This window comes from Sphingobacterium sp. GW821-FHT03E03 (assembly GCF_059420745.1).
The window spans coordinates 12,525-32,394 of sequence record NZ_JBWKUH010000034.1; the positions used below are offsets into that span (position 1 = coordinate 12,525).

Annotated in this window: 21 protein-coding genes and 1 riboswitch; of the genes, 12 read left to right on the forward strand and 9 right to left on the reverse strand. The window is 38.4% G+C overall.

Annotated features, from left to right (window positions below; all coding sequences use genetic code 11):
- Window positions 1–43: 43 nt before the first annotated feature.
- Window positions 44–1,018, forward strand: coding sequence for a bifunctional riboflavin kinase/FAD synthetase (locus AC07UV_RS23420; protein WP_282255402.1), 975 nt, complete (start codon window positions 44–46; stop codon window positions 1,016–1,018).
- 192 nt (window positions 1,019–1,210) lie between these two features.
- On the opposite strand, the gene aroQ is transcribed toward AC07UV_RS23420, so the two are convergent.
- Together aroQ and AC07UV_RS23430 are read right to left on the reverse strand one after the other, a co-directional pair.
- A complete protein-coding gene (gene aroQ / locus AC07UV_RS23425) occupies window positions 1,211–1,630 on the reverse strand; it encodes a type II 3-dehydroquinate dehydratase (protein ID WP_495185496.1) in 420 nt (139 codons plus the stop codon).
- A 193-nt stretch (window positions 1,631–1,823) separates the two neighbouring features.
- Complete coding sequence (locus AC07UV_RS23430; protein ID WP_495185497.1) at window positions 1,824–3,497, reverse strand: gliding motility protein RemB; 1,674 nt, start codon at window positions 3,495–3,497, stop codon at window positions 1,824–1,826.
- A 196-nt stretch (window positions 3,498–3,693) separates the two neighbouring features.
- Between AC07UV_RS23430 and AC07UV_RS23435 the strand changes: the two genes are divergently transcribed.
- From AC07UV_RS23435 to AC07UV_RS23450, 4 genes are all read left to right on the forward strand, one after another.
- The gene (locus AC07UV_RS23435; protein ID WP_495185498.1) at window positions 3,694–5,109 is read left to right on the forward strand and encodes a glycoside hydrolase family 125 protein; all 1,416 of its coding nucleotides are present in this window, start codon (window positions 3,694–3,696) and stop codon (window positions 5,107–5,109) included.
- Between the two features lie 54 nt (window positions 5,110–5,163).
- On the forward strand, window positions 5,164–5,988 hold the full coding sequence (gene murI, locus AC07UV_RS23440) for a glutamate racemase (protein ID WP_495185499.1): 825 nt from the start codon (window positions 5,164–5,166) through the stop codon (window positions 5,986–5,988).
- Between the two features lie 70 nt (window positions 5,989–6,058).
- Window positions 6,059–6,304: a hypothetical protein gene (locus tag AC07UV_RS23445; protein WP_495185500.1), complete on the forward strand. Its 246-nt coding sequence runs from the start codon at window positions 6,059–6,061 to the stop codon at window positions 6,302–6,304.
- A gap of 169 nt (window positions 6,305–6,473) precedes the next feature.
- On the forward strand, window positions 6,474–7,724 hold the full coding sequence (locus AC07UV_RS23450) for a PQQ-dependent sugar dehydrogenase (protein WP_282255408.1): 1,251 nt from the start codon (window positions 6,474–6,476) through the stop codon (window positions 7,722–7,724).
- 549 nt (window positions 7,725–8,273) lie between these two features.
- Here AC07UV_RS23450 and AC07UV_RS23455 read toward each other — a convergent pair.
- Window positions 8,274–8,402 (reverse strand): hypothetical protein, encoded by a 129-nt coding sequence (locus AC07UV_RS23455; RefSeq protein WP_262507815.1) that lies wholly within the window; start codon window positions 8,400–8,402, stop codon window positions 8,274–8,276.
- A 44-nt stretch (window positions 8,403–8,446) separates the two neighbouring features.
- Window positions 8,447–8,920 carry a 23S rRNA (pseudouridine(1915)-N(3))-methyltransferase RlmH gene (rlmH, locus tag AC07UV_RS23460; RefSeq protein ID WP_077435332.1) on the reverse strand — a complete coding sequence of 158 codons (474 nt, stop codon included), beginning with the start codon at window positions 8,918–8,920 and terminating at the stop codon, window positions 8,447–8,449.
- A 138-nt stretch (window positions 8,921–9,058) separates the two neighbouring features.
- Here rlmH and AC07UV_RS23465 point away from each other — a divergent pair, with 138 nt between their 5' ends.
- On the forward strand, window positions 9,059–9,952 hold the full coding sequence (locus AC07UV_RS23465; RefSeq protein ID WP_495185501.1) for a DUF3078 domain-containing protein: 894 nt from the start codon (window positions 9,059–9,061) through the stop codon (window positions 9,950–9,952).
- A 139-nt stretch (window positions 9,953–10,091) separates the two neighbouring features.
- Here AC07UV_RS23465 and dnaB read toward each other — a convergent pair whose 3' ends face one another.
- Window positions 10,092–11,705 carry a replicative DNA helicase gene (dnaB, locus tag AC07UV_RS23470; protein WP_495185502.1) on the reverse strand — a complete coding sequence of 538 codons (1,614 nt, stop codon included), beginning with the start codon at window positions 11,703–11,705 and terminating at the stop codon, window positions 10,092–10,094.
- 415 nt (window positions 11,706–12,120) lie between these two features.
- Between dnaB and ubiE the strand changes: the two genes are divergently transcribed.
- From ubiE to AC07UV_RS23500, 6 genes are all read left to right on the forward strand, one after another.
- On the forward strand, window positions 12,121–12,861 hold the full coding sequence (gene ubiE / locus AC07UV_RS23475; RefSeq protein WP_282255413.1) for a bifunctional demethylmenaquinone methyltransferase/2-methoxy-6-polyprenyl-1,4-benzoquinol methylase UbiE: 741 nt from the start codon (window positions 12,121–12,123) through the stop codon (window positions 12,859–12,861).
- 86 nt (window positions 12,862–12,947) lie between these two features.
- Window positions 12,948–13,709, forward strand: a complete 762-nt coding sequence (locus tag AC07UV_RS23480) for an SDR family oxidoreductase (RefSeq protein ID WP_223578794.1) — start codon at window positions 12,948–12,950, stop codon at window positions 13,707–13,709.
- A 10-nt stretch (window positions 13,710–13,719) separates the two neighbouring features.
- Window positions 13,720–14,169, forward strand: a complete 450-nt coding sequence (locus AC07UV_RS23485; RefSeq protein WP_259182937.1) for a GatB/YqeY domain-containing protein — start codon at window positions 13,720–13,722, stop codon at window positions 14,167–14,169.
- Between the two features lie 89 nt (window positions 14,170–14,258).
- The gene (locus AC07UV_RS23490) at window positions 14,259–14,714 is read left to right on the forward strand and encodes a GNAT family N-acetyltransferase (RefSeq protein WP_495185503.1); all 456 of its coding nucleotides are present in this window, start codon (window positions 14,259–14,261) and stop codon (window positions 14,712–14,714) included.
- Window positions 14,715–14,723: 9 nt separating this feature from the next.
- Window positions 14,724–15,098, forward strand: a complete 375-nt coding sequence (locus tag AC07UV_RS23495; protein ID WP_495185504.1) for a DUF423 domain-containing protein — start codon at window positions 14,724–14,726, stop codon at window positions 15,096–15,098.
- Between the two features lie 7 nt (window positions 15,099–15,105).
- Window positions 15,106–15,168: riboswitch (Fluoride riboswitch) on the forward strand.
- A gap of 37 nt (window positions 15,169–15,205) precedes the next feature.
- Window positions 15,206–16,453 (forward strand): chloride channel protein, encoded by a 1,248-nt coding sequence (locus AC07UV_RS23500; RefSeq protein WP_495185505.1) that lies wholly within the window; start codon window positions 15,206–15,208, stop codon window positions 16,451–16,453.
- 73 nt (window positions 16,454–16,526) lie between these two features.
- Here AC07UV_RS23500 and mgtE read toward each other — a convergent pair whose 3' ends face one another.
- The 4 genes from mgtE to AC07UV_RS23520 form a co-directional block, all read right to left on the reverse strand.
- Window positions 16,527–17,843: a magnesium transporter gene (gene mgtE / locus AC07UV_RS23505; RefSeq protein WP_120258367.1), complete on the reverse strand. Its 1,317-nt coding sequence runs from the start codon at window positions 17,841–17,843 to the stop codon at window positions 16,527–16,529.
- A 170-nt stretch (window positions 17,844–18,013) separates the two neighbouring features.
- Complete coding sequence (pepE, locus tag AC07UV_RS23510) at window positions 18,014–18,724, reverse strand: dipeptidase PepE (RefSeq protein WP_495185506.1); 711 nt, start codon at window positions 18,722–18,724, stop codon at window positions 18,014–18,016.
- Window positions 18,725–18,813: 89 nt separating this feature from the next.
- Window positions 18,814–18,990: a type II toxin-antitoxin system antitoxin gene (locus tag AC07UV_RS23515; protein WP_282255419.1), complete on the reverse strand. Its 177-nt coding sequence runs from the start codon at window positions 18,988–18,990 to the stop codon at window positions 18,814–18,816.
- Window positions 18,991–19,000: 10 nt separating this feature from the next.
- Entirely contained in the window at window positions 19,001–19,864 is an 864-nt protein-coding gene (locus AC07UV_RS23520; RefSeq protein ID WP_495185507.1) for an SPFH domain-containing protein, read from the reverse strand.
- Window positions 19,865–19,870: the final 6 nt, after the last annotated feature.

Here is a 19,870-nt window from a genome sequence, read left to right on the forward strand (position 1 = left end):
ACTTTATTGATTCTTTATCTTATTTTTGCAAAAAATCCAATAAATGAAAATCTACAGAAGTTTAGAAGATTTCTCCCCCGTTGAAAATGCAGTAGTTACCATTGGTACTTTTGATGGTGTTCATATTGGCCATCAAAAAATATTAGTCCACTTAAAAGAGGCTGCTCAAAAAATTAACGGCGAAACCATAATACTTACTTTTTTCCCTCATCCACGGTTAATTATTAATCCAGATGATGATAGTTTACGTTTAATAAATGATATTGAGGAAAAAGTAAGCCAACTCAGCAAGGTTGGTATTGACCATCTTATCATTATCCCCTTCTCCCGAGATTTTTCCAATCAAACTCCTGAAGAATATATTAGCAATGTGCTTGTAGGTAAATTGGGTACTAAAAAAATCGTTATCGGATATGATCACCATTTTGGAAAAGATCGCAAGGGTACATTAGGCGATCTGGAACAGTTTGCGTCCATATTCGACTATAGTGTAGATGAGATCCCAGAACAGGATATCAATGATATCGCAGTCTCTTCCACACGTGTGCGTGAAGCACTCATTAAAGGTGATATCAAAACAGCCAACCTATATTTAGGTTATCCTTTTGAGTTAACGGGAACCGTGATCCGAGGGGATCAAATCGGGCGTACCATCGGATTTCCTACAGCCAATCTACAAGTGCATGAACCGCATAAATTAATTCCTGCTTATGGTATATACGCAGTAGAGGTTTATATATACAATCACATCCAGAATATTACTACAGGCGAGTATAAAGAAGAGAATCCTATTTCTATCGCTAAAGGTATGGGATATATTGGCACAAGGCCCACGGTTGACGGAATGAATCGTGCGATTGAAATCAGTCTATTTGATTTTGATCAGGATATCTACGGCAAGACACTTCGGGTTAAATTCCTGCACTTTATCCGTCATGATGAACGTTTTGACTCACTAGAGGAAATGAAAGCGCAAATCAAAGCAGATGAGATAGAAATAAGAAGTCTTATTGGATAATAACCTAAGGGCGCAGTTAAAAAGAAGAGGCGGGAATTCCCGCCTCTTCTTTTTTTATACCTATCTTATTCTTTGTATCCTCATTGCTCCCGCATAATCTTATTTATTGTCCCTAAGCCCTTTTAATCGGTCACGCTTTAGTCTCTCAGCATTATTATACCAGAAATGAGCAAAATACCAGCTGTAGTTTTTTTAGACTAGAAGTGCTTCGATGCCAAGTCGGTAACTATCTAACCCAAAACCACAGATTACCCCCTTACAGTTTTTCGCCAAAAAGGAATGATGCCGGAATTCCTCCCGTTGATGAACATTGCTGATATGAACTTCAATAACCGGAGTCTGAACAGCAGCAATAGCATCTCCAATGGCAATAGATGTATGGGTATATGCTCCAGCGTTCATGACGATGCCATCATACTCAAAACCGACCTCATGAATTTTATCAATTAACTTTCCCTCAGAATTACTCTGATAATACTCCAATTGAACTGCTGAAAAACGTGTCTTTAATTCCTCAAAATAACTCAAGAAATCTTGACTTCCATAGATTGACTTTTCCCTAACACCCAATAGATTTAAGTTTGGGCCATTTAATACAAGGATTTTTTTCATCGGTATTTAGTGATTGATTCAATATTATCTATTCGATTATGCCTTCAAACTACCCCAGTAGCATCGGTTACATTTTAAACGATATTAAAATGAATATATTAAACAAAAAACATCATGATTATACATTCCTTTATACGGCTTGAATAATCATGATGTTTTCATAAGCTGTAATGCTCAAATATATAAAAACTTCCTATAAATCATTATAGATCGCTCTAAAGCTTGAACGAAGTCCAAATGTGACCACCCCCGATTTATTCACGACAGGTGTGTCGTACTGTGCTTTAGCATAGCGTTGCATGTACCCCAATTCTAAACGAAGGTTATATTTAGGATTTAGTACATATGCTGCTTTCGCATCCGCATAATAGATATTATTTTTTATACCTTGCGCGATATGGTTTCCATACATATTTGGGATGGTATTATAAGATTGAAAGATATTTCCGCCCATATTAGTTCCATCAGGCAGATCCAATCCGTTTTGTGTATACATTCCTTGTAAAGAAAAGTCCCATCTGTCCCATGCATAGTTTACGAGACCAACCAACTCCCTAAAGTTAGCACCTTTTGGGTGCGCCAATGGTTCGGCATTGTTGCTATAATTTGAATAGGATTTAAAGTGTGCATACGTATAAGGTCTAGCCGTATTATACTCTGCAAGGAAGTTTAGGTTTTTGACACCAAACATATCATAGCCCCTTACCCCTAACTGCGCACCCCACTTGTTATGTGCATAACCATTACCCGCAAAAAATTCCTTCGCTGTAAATTCTCCTAATAAAAACTGACCATAAACCGTCAGGTTATAAGGTAATTTATACTTTGAAGTGGCCCCCAAGAACATTTTATCCGGTGAAGATCGACTATTACTTTCAACGGGACGTATAAAGATAATCGGACTTATATAACTGAAGTCAAATCCTCTTCTTCCAGCGTCATCCTGGGCTGCCCAAACAACAGACTGGAAAAACCCAACAGATAATTTATTGGTCACATTCCAATCCAAATATTGGAATGCTCCCCATTTCTTGCCGTCACCCAGACGCTCATAATTTTGTCCTTCCACTGAATAATCCCCAGTCATATTTCTTCTTGGATGTGTCGGATCATTCATGTAAGCCCAAATGGATGTATACTGTACATTGCCGATCGTACCGGTCAGCTTCAGATGTGCATAATTAGATGAAAAGTCAGAAAGCAGCATCGAGCGGTAACCATCTCCAATAAAGTTTTTATCGTATGCTATAGTCGCTTGAATATACTTGTGCGCATCGTAGGTCATACTTGCAGTCGCATACATCCAGTCCATTTTATTTTTCGACTGAAATTTGGTATTTCCCTGACCGGGAATTACTTTATTCGCGACAATATAATCATCCAAATACTTTGGAAAAACAGCTTGGCTTTCAAAGGCCGATGAATTAAAGGTGAATTTATTACCCACATTCAATCCCACTTGAAATCCTCTGCCATTCATCCATGTACGACGTTTATCACCCTGCATATCTTTTCCAATATACATATCCGGCAAAAAGTCCGCATAGAACGTGTAATCGTCTTTTTCGACTTGAACCAAATGTTCATTAAAGATCTTACGCATGAACCAATTTGAGGAGGAAACCGGTTTATTGGATTGAATCGAGTCAAATTTGGCCAACAACAAAGAATCCTTGATGACGAATGGTTTAGCTGTTGTGTGCATTCTCGTCTCGGTAGAATAAACGACATCGTTCATTTTCTGATAGAAATGATACGAATAAGGCTGACTTTTAATTTGTCCAAAACCTGCGAACGAGACACCTACCCCGATGCCTGCCAGCACAATTCGAAGTAAATTATTTTTTTTTGATATATTAAGCCCCATAAAATTATTTCAAAGATTATTTCTTCTAGCAAAATGCATTCCTAACTGCAAATTAACCGAATAAAAATGACTTTATTAACATGCGTAGTCAATTTTATAATGCTAAATCGTATTTGCTGTTCGTTATATTCAAAAATATTTATATCTTGCATCCTAGTAAATAACCTTGTATAACAAAAAATCAGCCCTAATAAGCATGAAACGCAGAACATTTATCCAAAACGCAACCTTATTGACAGCAGGTGCATTTGCAAGCAAATTTTCTTTTGCTCAGGAACATTCTTTTCCTACTGTACGCACAGCCAAAGAAAAACGGCTTTTTTCAAGTAAAGTAATTGAAGATGCCATTACAGAGTTTCAAAAAAATGTCAAAAACAAGGAACTGACCTGGTTATTTAACAACTGCTTTCCAAATACATTGGATACGACTGTATTCCCGTATGTTCAAAATGGCAGAAACTATACCTACGTTATTACAGGGGATATAGATGCAATGTGGCTACGTGACAGTAGCGCACAGGTATGGCCCTATCTTCCTTTCATGAAAAAAGATAAAAAATTGCAGGATCTCATTGTCGGCTTAATACAAAAACAAAGTAAATGCATCAACATTGATCCTTATGCGAATGCTTTTTATAATGACCCAACAAAAAAAGGTGAATGGTTCAGTGACCACACAAGCATGAAACCCGGAATCCACGAACGAAAATGGGAAATTGATTCGCTATGTTATCCTATTCGACTGGCTTACCATTACTGGAAGGAAACAAATGACAGTAGTCCATTTAACGAGGAATGGCTAGAGGCTCAGCACAAGATCTATCAAACTTTTGTTGAACAGCAACGTAAAGATAATTTAGGACCCTATAAATTTGAGCGTACCACGGCAAGGGGTTCAGACACACTACAAGTAGATGGTTATGGCTATCCTGTAAATCCGGTAGGTTTGATCTGCTCAAGCTTTAGACCTTCGGATGACTCGACTATTTTTTCTTTCCTGATTCCTTCCAACCTATTTGCGGTTGTCAGTTTGAGACAATCAGCAGAAATTCTTAAAAAGGTTAAAAACGAACAGACGCTTTCTGCAAAAATGGAATCACTAGCGAATGAAGTTGAGGCTGCCGTCAATAAATATGGAATTATAGATCATCCAACCCTGGGAAGAATATATGCGTTCGAAGTAGATGGTTATTCAAGCCATCTCATGATGGATGACGCAAATATCCCTAGTTTATTAGCTCTGCCCTATTTAGGTGCAGTCAATCTCAATGACGAAGTCTATCAGCGTACACGTAATTTTGTTCTGTCCGACAAAAACCCTTTCTTCTTTAAAGGTACAGCAGCCGAAGGTATCGGGGGGCCGCATATTGGCCGCGATATGATTTGGCCAATGTCCATTATTATGCGCGCACAGACTTCGACAAACGATGAGGAGATCCGCAATTGCATCAAAACTTTAGTTAGTACGCATGGTGGTACAGGTTTTATGCATAAATCCTTCCATAAGAATGATCCGAAAAAATTCACCAGACATTGGTTTGCCTGGACCAATACATTATTTGGCGAATTAATTTGGAAAATATATAAAGAGAAACCATCTTTGCTTCAGTAAAACTGAATCTTATAACGCAATGTTATAGGTGGATGTAACTTATAGCATTGCGTTATGGATAATACACTGACTTCTGGTCCTATTGGAATTTTCGACTCCGGCTATGGCGGCCTTTCTGTATTTAAGGAAATTCAGCAGCTCCTTCCTCAATATGATTATATTTATTTGGGTGACAATGCACGTGTGCCCTATGGCACCCGGCCGTTTGAGACCGTATATAATTACACCAAGCAATGTGTATTTAAATTGTTTGATTTTGGATGTAATCTCGTTATCTTAGCCTGTAACACAGCCTCGGCAAAGGCGTTGAGAACAATTCAACAAAACGATCTTCCCCCTGGAAAAAAAGTGCTTGGGGTCATCAGACCAACAACTGAAATCATCCATAATTATACGAAAACAAACAAGATCGGTATCCTCGCAACAACTGGAACAGTAAAATCTGAATCCTATAAGATCGAGATACATAAATTTAATCCGGAAATTGAGGTTTTTCAACACGATTGCCCTTTTTGGGTTCCTCTGGTTGAAAATAATGAGATCAATACAGAGGGGGCGCATTATTTTGTCCAAAAAGATATCCATGAACTGTTACAGAAATCCGATCAAATAGATACCATTGTATTGGCGTGTACCCATTACCCCTTATTATTACCCGTCATCGAAAAATACGTTCCAAAAAATGTCAATATTATTTCCCAAGGACCTATCGTTGCGAAAAGTCTACAGGAATACCTTCACCGTCATACGGAAATAGAGACATACTGTTCAAAAAATAGTCAGTTGGCCTTCTATACCACAGACGATCCCAGGGATTTTGAAAGCAAAGCAAAAATATTCTTCGGAAAACATGTAGATGCTAGTCATATCACTGTTTAAAAATAAAAAGCTGCGAATTTTTAAAACTTTTGTCGTTTACTTTTCGTTATTCTAGGTAAAGGAGCGTACAATGAAAAAGAATTATGTAACCATTGCATACAATCAAGAGACACAGCATTGTGAGTCAAAAGAGTTTTCGACTTTGCAGGAAAGTGCGGACTATTTTAAGACTTTTGAAACATCTGCTCAACCAAATTATATTCCGGTATGTGTCTATAATATAAGCACAAATGCACTACTAGAGGTAAGCGATTATTATGTCAATAAAGACAAAGAATTACAACAGATACTGACTCACTGTCTGAACACCCCCTAATTTCCCCTTAAAAATACCCAGCAAAAATAGATGAAATTATTATCCCGCCTCTCCTTTCTTAGGCTTATGGCCGGATGTCGATAAATTTATTACATTATATCGGGCAGCATTTCATTAATTTTTAATATCTTCAAACGAACAATCAGACCAAAAAAACAAGTCATTAATAATGAAAAACAAACTGACAATAAGCCTTTTAACGATATCACTTGGCTTGACCGCCTGCAATTCCAATCATGCAAATTCAAACTCCGGTTCAGATAGCACAGCTAACCCTACGGATACCACAAGCTATCCACCGGTAGAAACGCAAAAAGCAAATTCGGACTACAAACCTGCATTTGCTGGGCAGACCAGAATTGCTGGTGCTAAAACGACTACAGCTTTCGAGGGTAAAGTTATAGCTGAGGGACTAAAGTCTCCTTGGGGTATTGTAGCGCTACCAGATGGCAGACTGCTAATCACAGAGAAAGAGGGCGATATGCGTATTGCAAGTGCTGATGGCAAATTAAGCGAACCAATCAAAGGTATACCTGCAGTCAATACAAGTGGTCAAGGTGGTTTACTCGGATTGAGGCTCGATCCGAATTTTAGCTCCAACCGTATGGTCTACTGGGTATTTGCGGACAACACCCCAGCAGGAACGTTAACGGCTGTTGCTAAAGGCAAGCTCTCTGCTGATGAAAAATCATTTGAAGAGGCTAAGGTTATCTATCAAGCTACTCCTGCTCATAAAGGTAATCTCCATTACGGGGGACGTATCGTTTTTGACAAAGAAGGAAATATTGTTTTTAGTACCGGAGAACGTTCCGATTTAGAGACAAGACCCTTGGCTCAGGATCTGAATGCTGCCCTGGGTAAGATTTTGCGCATTACAAAAGATGGACAACCTGCATCGGGCAACCCATTTATCGGAAAAGCAAATGCACGACCAGAAATCTACAGTTATGGACATCGTAATCCGCAGGGGCTTGCTTTCCATCCTGAAACTGGTGATTTATGGGAAACTGAGTTTGGTCCACGTGGTGGGGATGAGCTTAACAAAATCCAGGCAGGCATCAACTATGGCTGGCCAACCATAACTTACGGAATTGAATATAAAGGGGATAAAGTTGGCGCAGGAATACAGCAAAAAGAAGGACTTGAACAACCAGTTTATTATTGGGACCCTGTGCTCTCTCCAAGTGGAATTACATTCTATACTGGACAAAACATTCCTGAATGGAAAAACAACCTCTTTATTTGCGGTTTAAGTAGCACGCATATTGCCAGAATTATTTTGAAAGATAATAAGGTTGTTGGCGAAGAACGTCTATTAGGCAGTGAAGGACAGCGGTTCAGAGATATTACACAAGGGCCGGATGGTGCCTTATATGCCATTACTGATCTTGGCAGACTATATAAAATAGATAAAAAGTAAATAAAAAAACAGCGATGTCCGAAAAGGTCAGACATCGCTGTTTTTTTATTCGTATCCCCTACAATTTTTCTTCAAACATCGACTAAGCTGTGGGTCGTCTTTACTTTTGGAAAGCTTCCTCAATGATGCTTTCAGGGAATTTAGCCATTAACCCTTTAGTTGAAACTCGCGTTTTCCTCTATTTTCTCAATTTTATTACTCCCATTACAAAATACTAAATCACAAAAAGTCACTGGGCACAATCTAAAGTTTGGCTCGATTATTGATCTAATATAATCGAAACAATAAAATATTATATGGTAAAAAAAGAAAAAATGAAAAAATTATTAGAAATTAACCCCTTATCATTCTATGTGACCAACTGGGGATTTATCAACAACACCGAACCAAAAAGAACGCGCAAAACCAACCAACCCTCTCCGAAAAATTAAGCGTTCTCCTCCAAACAATTTCAATCAAATTTATTAAAATCATCTGCTGATATCCTCCATACGGATATTAAGTAAGAGATTTATTCTTTTACTTATTCCGTAATTAGAGGATATCAAATTATGCAAAATAAATTGCCAATAAAATCACAATAACGATACAGGCTATCATGATGTATTTATTCAATTGGCTATTTTTCTCTCCTTCATCACTTTTATAGTGATAATCACGTTTATTCGGCAAATTCATAAGTCTGTTTTTATTAATGATGAAGTTACGGACTTTTTTCCATATTATTCATGATGATAAGGTTCACCTTTCATAATTGAAAACGCCCGATAGAGTTGTTCTGTAAAGAATAAACGGATCATCTGATGCGAAAATGTCATTTTTGACAAGGACATTTTGGAACTGGCACGGTCATAGATCTTTTGATCAAACCCGTATGGACCACCAATAATAAACACCATATGTTGCACACTATTGATCATCATTTTCTCCAAATAAGCAGAAAAATCCAAAGAGCGAAACTCTTTACCAAACTCATCCAGTAGTATGACCATATCCTGTGGCTGTAATTGTTTTAAAATCAATCCGGCCTCTTTGTCTTTCTGCTGCTCCTCAGAAAGACTTTTGCTATTTTTAATGTCCGGTATCACAACGATATTAAAGTTGACATAGAACTTTAGTCTTTTGATGTATTTGTCGATTCCTTCGATCAAGTATTTATCATCTGTCTTTCCAATACAAAGTAACGTTATTTTCATAGTATCAATCAAGTTCCCAAAGTTCCGATTTTATTTAAAATATACGTAAACAAAAAGCCACAAAACAATAAACAAAGATATTCGTTTAGTTATAGAACATTTATTTTCGCAACATATGCACAAAAACCAAATTTTAGTATGAAAAAAAATAAATCAATCTTTCTTATTGCCTTAAGTTTAATTAGCTTTCGAAGTTTCAGCCAGGAAGCTCCTACGGATACCACTAAAACATGGACAATCAAAGGTGAAAACACTTTTTTGATCAACCAGAGTTCCTTCTCCAATTGGGCCGCAGGGGGTGTCAATTCATTTTCGGGAAATCTTACATTAAATTATGATTTCAATTATAAGAAAGACAAATGGTCTTGGGATAACAAAGTATTAGCTGCCTATGGTTTAACTTTCCAAAAGGAATCGGACTGGCGCAAAAATGATGATAGATTAGTATTGAATAGCTTACTGGGACATAAAGCCTCAGAATATTGGCTGTATACCTTTTTTCTGAACTTTAACACACAATTTGCGGATGGATTTGATTATACTAAAACTCCCAAAAAGCCAATATCGCGGTTTTTAGCACCCGCATACTTAAGCTTTGGGCCGGGTTTTGCCTACAAAAAATCTGACAACTTGAGATTTAATCTTTCACCTGCGGCAGTAAGATTCGTTTTTGTCAATGACACCCTCCTTTCTACGAGATACGGACTGGATGCGGGTAAAAAAGTAAGAACTGAATTCGGCGCATCTTTTGATGCCTATTATAAAGTAAACCTAATGGAGAATGTTTCCTTTGAAAATATCTTAAAACTTTATTCAAATTATCTGGATAAACCGCAGAATATTGACATAGACTATACCGCAAATCTCTTCATGAAGGTCAATAAGTTTATCACTGTAAACGCAGGGGTACAGATGATTTACGATGACAATACAGCCATTCCTGTTATCAAAGAAGGAAAAGAAATCGGAAAAAGGAACTCTGCTTTACAGATCAGACAGATCGTCGGCGCTGGGGTGACTTACAAATTCTAGTTGACTCAAGTAAAAATATACAACAATTCGTAGAAGATAACGAAGATAGCTACGATGGTTGATTAAACCTAGGTCAAAAAAAAGCCGAAATATGATATTTCGGCTTTTCCATTTATGGATACTGATGTAAAATTACAGATTAAAAAGGTGCATCGTCAGGCATATCATTCATGCGGGAAGGCATAGTAATGCCTCCGCTAAAGCCTGCTCCACCGAAGTCTTCACCAAAATTTGGTGATGGATTCAATGCCGAGGCAGAAAATGTGGTTGGAGCATCTCCAAAACCATCACCGCCACCCATTCCAGAAAACTCGTCTTCAAGATCGACAAATTTAACGAATTTACCTACGAAACGAAGTGGTACGATCCCTGTTTCACCATTACGGTGCTTGGCGATAATAACTTCACCGACACCAGCTGTTGGGCGTCCCTCTTCATCTTCAGTCAAACCATAATACTCTGGTCTATATAAGAAAAGTACCATATCGGCATCCTGCTCGATAGATCCTGATTCACGCAAATCCGATAGCATCGGCCTTTTACTATTTCCTGGTCTCGACTCCACGGCACGGCTTAACTGCGATAATGCCAGTACCGGAATGCTCAATTCTTTCGCAACGGACTTCAAAGCACGGGAAATACTACCGATTTCTTGCTCACGGTTACCACCGCCCTTGCCTTCAGCTTTACCATGCATCAATTGCAAGTAATCGACAATCACCATCTGGATATCATACTGTGCTTTCAGACGACGGCATTTTGCTCTAAATTCAAATACGTTCAATGCAGGAGTATCATCAATAATGATCGGTGCCTCCGTCAATCGACCGATACGTGAATGCAATTGCTGCCATTCGTGATCGGCAAGATTTCCTTTTTTCAGTTTCTCTTGTTCAATTTCAGTTTCACCAGCGATAAGACGATTAACCAACTGAACAGAGGACATCTCCAGCGAGAATACCGCAACAGCCTTACCATGTTCAACAGCAGCATTTCGTGCTACAGACAATACAAATGCTGTTTTACCCATGGCTGGACGGGCGGCGATAATCACTAAGTCAGAAGGCTGCCAACCGGAAGTCATGCGATCGAGTGCAGTTAAACCCGACGGCACACCTGTCAGACCATCTGTACGATCACGCAACATCTCAAGATTGGATATTGCTTCACGCATAATGTCATCCATCTTACGCGAATCTCTTCTCAAGTTATTTTGCGCAATATCAAACAAGCTCTTCTCGGCATGATCCAAGAGATCAAAAATATCCGATGTCTCATCATATGAACTATTGATAATCTCAGTAGACACTTTGATCAGCTCCCTTTGAATATATTTTTGTGAAATAATACGCGCATGGTATTCGATATTAGCAGCAGAGACAACCCGATCAGTAAGCTGCGTGATATAATAAGCTCCACCTACCATTTCCAGTGCCCCCATTCTACGTAACTCGGATGTGACTGTCAAAATATCAATCGGCGAAGTCTTTTGAAATAAGCCAAATATAGCTTCAAAAATTTTCTGATGTGATTCCTTATAAAAAGACTCTGGTTTTAGAATATCAATAATCTCGCTCAGTGCATTTTTTTCAAGCATCAATGCGCCCAAAACAGCTTCCTCAAGATCTACTGCCTGGGGCGGTAGCTTACCCAAGCCGCTTACAATGTTGTTTAATTTGGTACGGCGCTCACCATAATTACCTCTTTTGTTATTATCCGTATTATTCGCTTCAAAATTGCTCTCGTTCATCATGATATTATATCAGAAATATAGCTTCCCAGCTCTTAAATTTAAGATGGGATAACAAATGTATAAAAAATAAAATTCACAAAGACGCTGAATTACAAACAGCATAATTAGTTCGTCAGACACCAACTGTCAAAACGCTTTGAAGGACACAGTTTTAACGATGCACTTTTCAACATTAAATGTTGAAAACATGTTGAAAATAAAAAACAGGCACTTAAAATCAATACATTAAAAAGTGTTGATAACTTAAGGTATTGTGAATAACCAAAATGATCGAAATTCAAAATGATTGGGTTTAATTCTGCCTGAACACCACGCTAGCATTGCTTTGTTAACGCGGAAAAGGCTTCAACTTTAAATCAAAAAAACAAATCCCATTTTAAGCATTAAAAATATACTTATATTGTATATTTGTAAAATGACGCACGATTCTTCAACATTAAAGCCCTATAAAGATGCCAATGACGGCAAGAAAAAACAGGTAGCGGATATGTTCAACAATATTTCCCATTCCTATGATTTCTTAAACCACTTCATGTCCTTGGGGATTGATATTATATGGCGAAAGAAAGCCATTAATGCCCTAAAGTCCATTAATCCTCAGCTCATGTTAGATGTGGCGACCGGAACAGGTGATTTTGCATTGGAATCCATCAAGATATTGAATCCAAAAAAAATAATTGGAGTCGATATTTCTCAAGGAATGCTTGATGTGGCTAAAAAGAAAATCGCAAACAAAGGACTGGAAAATCAATTTGAAGTACAATTAGGCGATTCGGAAAGGCTTCAATTTGAAGACAATACCTTTGACGCTGTTACCGTTGCATTTGGTGTCCGTAACTTTGAAAACCTAGAAAAAGGATTGTCCGACATTTATCGCGTATTGAAACCCGGTGGTAAGGCCGTTATTTTGGAATTTTCGAACCCAAAAAAATTCCCTATAAAGCAGCTCTACAATTTTTACTTCAAATATGTAACACCGACTATTGGAAAATTCTTCTCAAAAGATGCGAGTGCTTACGAATATTTACCGGAATCCGTTGCTCAGTTCCCAGATGGACAGAAATTTGTTGCAATAAATAAAAAAGCTGGCTTCGACCAAACGATTGTGAGACCACAAACATTTGGTATCTGCACGATTTATATTGCGACAAAATAGGTCTATCAAGGACTCTTGGATTGAGTTTTATCAATAGATGAAATTACAGTCAGCAATGAGATTTACTATTTCAACTAGTTAAAAATATGACAAAGACAGTTTTCATCACGGGAGCAAGTTCAGGTATTGGTCAAGCCTGTGCTGAAGTGTTGGCGAAGGAAGGTTACAATCTTTTGCTTTGTGCCCGTAGACTAAATCGGCTAGATATATTGAAGGAAAAATTGAATTCAATCTATCCCCACATCAAAATTCATACATTTGAATTGGATGTCAGAGATTCAGAACAGGTTCAAAACCAAATGAACGGTTTACCAGAGGAATGGAAAACAATCCATGTATTAATCAATAATGCAGGGCTTAGCCAAGGTCTGGATCCAATCCAGGATGGTGATATCGGTGACTGGGATAGAATGATCGACACCAATGTCAAAGGACTACTTTATGTCAGCAAAGCAGTCATCCCATTAATGGATACCGCAAATGGAGCACATATTGTCAATTTGGGCTCTATTGCAGGCAAAGAAGTATACCCAAATGGTAACGTATACTGCGCTAGCAAACATGCGGTAGACGCGTTAACAAAAGCGATGCGTATAGACTTACTTTCCAAAGGTATCAAAGTAACTTCTATCGACCCCGGTATGGTTGAAACAGAATTCTCTGAGGTTCGCTTTCATGGAGATAAAGAAAGAGCAAAAAGCGTGTATACAGGTGTGCAGCCCCTTACCGGTACTGACATTGCCGAAACTATCCTTTTCGTCATCACCAGACCAGCTCATGTTAATATCAACGATCTATTAATAATGCCGACAGCACAGGCTACAGGCACGATTGTCAATCGAAAATAATTTAAATATCATGTCATTAGAAACACAAATAAATCAAGACATTAAAGCAGCAATGATTGCAAAAAATACGGCAGCATTGCGTGGATTACGTGCGATTAAAGCAGCTATTCTCCTCGCGAAAACGGAGAAAGGCCATGCAGAAGATCTGAATCAAGAAGCTGAAATTAAAGTTTTACAAAAACTGGTAAAACAAAGACGTGAATCTGCTGAAATCTATAAGACTCAAAATCGTGAGGATCTTTACCAAATCGAGGTAGAAGAAGAAAAAGTAATTGAAGCTTACCTTCCTAAACAAATGAGCAAAGAGGAAGTAGAGTCTGTTATCAAAGCGATCATCGCTGAGACCGGCGCTTCATCCATTAAAGAAATGGGAAAAGTAATGGGTGCTGCGAATCAAAAATTAGCCGGACAAGCTGACGGAAAAACAATTTCCGAAGTTGTAAAAAGCCTATTGGCATAATTTTCCCTTTTAATAATACAAATTGAGTTACCGATCAATCTGTTTCAGTTTATGGTCGGTAACTCAATTTCCCCTCTTTATTCGCTATCATGCAATATAATTGGAAACTTAAGAATTTTGAAGAGCTAACAAACCGTGAATTGTACCGTATTTTAAAATTACGTACAGCGGTTTTTGTATTGGAACAAGAGTGTCTATACCCTGAACTGGATGATAAAGATTACGTCTGTCTGCATCTTTGGGCTGAGCAGGATGGAGAAATTGTCGCTTACTCCCGTTTAGTCCCAGCTGGAATTTCATATCCACAACCTTCCATCGGGCGTGTTATTGTTGTGAAAGAAGGCAGAGGAACAGGCCTAAGTCAACTGCTTATGCATAAATCTATTGAAGCTACTTTAGACGCTTTTGGACCTCAGGATATTCAAATCGGTGCGCAATTTCACTTAAAGTCATTCTATGAGAAATTAGGATTTGAACAAAACTCTGAACCCTATCCAGATTACGGAATCCTTCACATTGACATGACTAAATCTATTATCAAATAGACTATTTTTATGAATAACATTGTAATCATTACTGCTGCCCTATTAGGTGCGTTGGCAATTATACTTGGAGCCTTTGGAGCACACGCATTAAAAAAAATTCTATCACCAGAAAAACTGGATTCTTTTGAAGTGGGTGTTCGCTATCAAATGTATGCGGCGATCACCTTATTGGTTCTCGGGCTAAACCTATCCTTTGAATATCAATCTGAAAGAGTTGCCTATTATTTAATTACATCGGGTACCCTTTTGTTTTCCCTAAGTATTTATTTTCTTTCCTTTGCAGAATATTGGAAAAAAAATCTAAAATTTCTTGGACCAATCACTCCGCTAGGTGGATTATTGATGATCCTCGGCTGGATTGCAATTATCATTCGTTTTTTATAACTTTGTTTTAGCATATGGCAATGATGTCTGCCTTGAACCGCCCCAATAAGCTGATGACGTCTACTTTTTAGTATAAAAACAACAAATTTTATATAAAGTGTAGACTTATGGCTATCAGAATTTCAAATCAACCACCTCAAATTAATCTCCATTTTATTTCTAAATGGCTTATTACTTGCTGCATAATAGGCTCTAGTGTTGGATCAATCTGTGCATTTTTTCTTTTTTCGCTAAATTGGGTCACACAATATAGAGAAAACAATTCTTGGATAATCTATGGATTACCACTTGCTGGTTTGGTTATTGCCCTATCCTATAAGCGCTGGGGCAACCCTTCAAGCAAAGGGAATAATCTCCTAATCGAAGAATATCTTCGTCCACAACGCAGGATACCGCTTGTTATGGCACCACTTGTACTATTCGGGACTTTACTTACTCACCTATTTGGCGGATCAGCCGGACGAGAAGGAACAGCAGTTCAGATTGGCGGAGCAATAGCCGATCAGCTCAACCGCTGGTTTGATTTCGACAAAACCGAACGACGCATCCTGATATCTATCGGTATTACAGCCGGTTTTGCTGCCGTCTTTGGTACCCCACTAGCTGGAACTATCTTCGGCCTTGAAGTCCTGCTCATTGGTAAAAAAAGATATTTTGGTATCCTCCCCTGCCTTCTCACAGCCTATATCGCAAATTTTAGTTGTCAATTATGGCATGTACCGCACACACATTACCCAATACATGAAATGATCCCTGCGCTTTCTTTAAGCACTATAGGATTTAGTTTGATTGCTGGAATTTTATTTGGCTTGGCAGCCTGGTTGTTCTCCCTCACTGGAGACTTCTTCAGTGCTCAATTTAAAAAGATCAAATCTCCTCTGCTCAGACCTGTTATCGGTGGTATCATCATTGTGATTACGGTGGTATTGCTAAAAAGCACAAAATATATCGGCTTAGGTATTCCAATGATTCAGGAGGCTTTCAGTAATCCCTCGGATTACTATGATTTCTTAATCAAATTGGTCTTAACCACATTTACCCTTTCTGCCGGTTTTAAAGGCGGAGAAGTGACCCCTTTGTTTTTTATCGGAGCTACACTTGGCAGTGCACTCAGTGGCCTTATCCCACTTCCGCTTGGATTATTAGCTGCGATGGGCTTTGTTGCCGTATTCTCTGGTGCTACAAATACACCCTTGGCTTGCATCATTATGGGCTATGAACTTTTCGGCGTCCAACCTGTTGTTTTTATAACAATTGCTTGTATAACCGCATTTATATTCTCCGGGAAAAAAGGAATTTATGTTGCCCAGAAAGGTGGAATTAAAGAAAAATTGTATCGAAAATTGAATTTGTAATACACTCAATATAGAAAAAAGCATAAAACCAAGCTGTGGTTTTATGCTTTTTTCTATATTTTTTCTGAAAGGCTTACAATAATTTACCTTGCAAAAAGAATGCTGCAACGGTAAAATAAATAATCAATCCCGAAACGTCCACTAACGTTGCTACAAAGGGCGCAGATGCCGTGGCTGGATCCAATCCAAATCGACGCAAGATAAATGGAATAAATGAACCAGACAGCGTTCCCCACAACACGATAAACACCAATGACACTGCTACTGTAAGACCTATGGCAATCCAATAAGGACCGTAGTCATACAGACCAAGAAAATGCCAGGCCAGTATCCGTAGGAAACCAATAGTACCTAATATCCCGCCCAAAATCAATCCGGAAGAAACTTCCCTTTTCATCACATACCACCAATCTTTGAGTTTCAATTCCCCCAAAGCCATGGCACGAATAATAAGTGACGCAGCCTGTGAACCTGAATTTCCACCACTGGAAATAATTAGAGGGACAAACAATGCCAATACAACTGCCTTTTCCAGCTCTCCTTCAAAAAATCCCATGGCTGACGCCGTAAGCATCTCACTGAAAAATAGTATAATAAGCCATCCGGCCCGTTTTTGTACTAACTGAAGCAATGGTGTCTTAGTATAAGCCAGATCCAATTCCTCCATCCCCCCAAATCTTTGAATATCTTCGGTGTCACGGTCTTCGATCCGGTCCAACACATCATCAAATGTCACAATCCCGACCAATACACCAGCTTCGGTAACAATCGGTAAGGCACTTCGGTCGTATTTTTGGAAAATTTCGAAGGCTTCCTCCATGGGGGTGGAGGCTTTAATAGCCGCAAAATTATAATCGATTAAGTCCGAAATCTTTGTAGATCCATCAGATAATAGTAACTGACCGATTTTCAAATCATCAATCAACACATTTTTCTCGTCAACGACATAAATGAAATTGAGCGTTTCAGCTTTTCTTCCAAAGACTTTAATGTGCCGAAAGACATCATCCACCGTATAATAAGGACGTACCTGCACATACATTGGTGTCATCAACCGGGCAATACTATCCTCTTTATATCCGATCAGCTCCAGAGCCATCTGCTTTTCACGCTCGTTCAAGAGATTAATCAAATATTTAATTAGATCATCCGGCAATTCAGAAAGCAATTCGTTTCGCGTATCCGGCTTTAGATTATTCAGCAATTCGGACAACTCCTGCTCGGTCATTGATTTAATCAATGTATATTGGACATCTACTTCCAAAAAAGAAAAAATCTCCAATCTATCCTCTAACGGATAGTCCATAAAATATTGATGTTGCTCACCTTTATTAAGACGCGATATTTCTTCCGCAATATCGGCCGGGTGTAATGCTGAATTTTGTTCCATTGGAAGAAAGTTTTAATGGATTTAGCGCAAAAGTACCTTATTTTGTATGATATCCAATCATCTACAAAAGTATTTTTTAACGAAGAAAGACCCAATATTTATTTAAATAGGTTGCAAACTGATTTTACTTTATTATTAAGCTACAAAAAGAGTGCAGATTTTACAAAATCTTAAAAATTAATTAATCCAGGATCAAGTTCCACAGCGTCCATATTTGGTCTGAATAATCGGGCAGTTAACGTTCCTTCAAGTTTTATTTCACCTTGACTTACTTTGAGCCAGCTTCCTTCCCGAAGTCCGACGACAGGTTGCGAATTAAATTGATGAAACTCTTGGATACGGGTTTCCCGGGTTTCTCCTTTATGTGTCGAATTCATATCCGGATCCAAAAAATGTGGATTAATATTAAAAGGCAAAAATCCCAAAGCATCAAAACTAGGTGGATAGACAATAGGCATATCGTTCGTTGTACCAATTGTCAATCCTGTCAGATTAGATCCAGCGGAAGTACCTACATAGGGAGTTCCATTCCCTACCTGTACACGTAGTTGATGCACAAGATCCAGATCATATAAGGTCTTCAACAACAAAAATGTATTTCCCCCACCAACAAAAATTGCCTTTGCTTCCTGAATAGCCTTTTTCTTGTTCTCAAATTCATGTAATCCGGTTACCTTTATATTCTTATCGCGGAGAGCCTCCTGAACTTTCCCCGTGTACGCATCAAAAGAAATTCCGGATGGTCGAGCAAAAGGAACAAATAGCAGCTCATCCGATGCAATAAACTTTACAAAATCCTCTTTAATATATTCCAAGAATTCACTACCATGGACGGTACTTGTACTTACGACCAATAAATTATAAACTGGATTGATCACCATATCTTATTTCTTAATATTATTAAACAAAAAAATGCACCTTTAGCTTCATTTATAACGAAGCCAAAGGTACATTTTTAGTTCCTGATTCTTTATTTTTTATCTGCAGACTTTTTCTCCGTACTCAATCTTTTATTTTCTTGCAGCGCTTTATGTAAAAGATATTCTATCTGCCCGTTAACACTCCTAAACTCATCCGCAGCCCATTTTTCCAATGCTTTGTACATTTGGTCATCGAGCCGCAACATAAAGTTCTTTTTATCTGCCATTTTATTCAGTTTATTGATACAAAGTACCGGTATTTACAATTGGGGTTGCAGCCTTTTCTCCACAAAGTACGACCATAAGATTACTGACCATAGCTGCTTTTTTCTCATTGTCCAATTCTACTATATCTTTTTCGGACAGTTTTTTTAGGGCCATTTCAACCATTCCTACCGCACCATCTACAATCTTGGAACGTGCAGCAACGATTGCAGCCGCTTGCTGCCTTTGTAGCATCGCCCCAGCAATTTCGGATGCATAAGCCAAATGGCTAATTCTAGCTTCTTTAATAATAACTCCCGCAGGAGCTAGACGATCGGCCAGCTCCTGCTCGAGGATATGATTAACGGTATCCCCTCCCTCACGCAAAGTGATCTCAGCCCCTTCATCCTCGAGGTTATCATAAGGAAAACTTCCAGCAAGATGCCGCACAGCAGCCTCACTTTGCGTACGTACGTAGGAAGTATAGTTACTAACATCATAAGCGGCTTTATAGGTATCCCCTACCTGCCATACAATGACCGCACCTATCTCAATAGGATTTCCCATCTTATCATTTACTTTCAACGTTTGCCCCTGTAAGTTGTCCGAACGTAGACTGATCTTAATGGTAGAATATAGTGGATTGACAAAAAACAATCCGTTTTCTTTTACTGTTCCAACGTATTTACCAAAAAAATTCAAAACACGCGAATGATTTGGATTAATAATCATCAATCCCTTCAGGATAAAAAATGTCCCGATCATCAAGAAGACGCCAAGTACAACATAAAGCGAACTTGTATCGACATTGGCAAACGAAAATATGGCAGCTATAAAAGAAGCTACCGCAATTAACAAGGCTAAATAGCCCGACATAGGTTTAATCAACTTTTCCATAATTTA